Below are 836 nucleotides of genomic sequence, written 5' to 3' on the forward strand. Positions count from 1 at the left end.
CGGCAGCCGCCGTCCCGGGCGCGGAGGGCCAGGACCTGCCGCTTCGTGAACAGGCGGTGGGTGCGGCCCTGGGCGAGGATTTCGCCGTGCTCGCCGAACACGGTCGCCGCGACGTCCCCGGCGCAGAGCATCCGTTCGGCATCTCCGGCGCTGATCGGGGCGGTGACCCCGTCGAGCCAGGCGATGCCGCGACCGGTCTGGAGGTCCTCGGCGCGGACGTGCACGTGCACGAGGGAGCTCGTGCCGGTGTCGGTGTCGGTGACGGTCAGGCTCGCGGTGAGGGCGACGGTGGCGCGGTCCAGGAGCCGCTGGGCGGGGGTGCGGGTGTCGGCAACGCCTGGCCCTGTGCCTGTGCCTGTGGGCCCGTTCCCGTCAGCGTCAGCGTCAGCGTCGCGGTTCGTGCCCCCGTTCCCCGCGCCCGCGTCGGCGCGGACCGGGCGGAAGGCGACCCTGCCGGACGCGGGCGGCCCGGGATCGGTCCCGGCGACCGTCTCCGCAAACTCGCGGCCCAGCTGCCGCCTCGTGGGAGTGAGGACCGCGTGCCAGATCGCCGCGGTCTCCGGGTCGAGGTGCCCGCTGACCCGGGTCATGCCGGTGGACAGCTCCGTGAGGCGCAGCCCCCGGCTCGCGCGCTGCTCGGCCAGGGTGGGCGCGGCCCCGTCCGGGTCGAGATGGGCGAGCGCGCGGGACACGAACACGCGCACCTCGTCGGCGCTGTGCCGGAGCCCGGCCGGGGAGGCGGTGGCGGCGGTGACGAGGGCGCGCTCGGCGTCGGCGAACTCGGGCAGGTGCCCGACCCGGGACATCCCCGCGCCCAGGCCCCCGGTGATCGCGTG

1 protein-coding gene is annotated in these 836 nt (G+C 76.8%); it reads right to left on the bottom strand.

Features of this window, described 5'->3' with window-relative positions; genetic code table 11:
• The coding region (locus tag OOT08_RS18795) for a DUF222 domain-containing protein (protein ID WP_325094428.1) at nt 1-836 on the bottom strand (836 nt) is incomplete at both ends.

Source organism: Leucobacter sp. M11 (genome assembly GCF_035726885.1).
Classification (GTDB): domain Bacteria; phylum Actinomycetota; class Actinomycetes; order Actinomycetales; family Microbacteriaceae; genus JAPFRB01.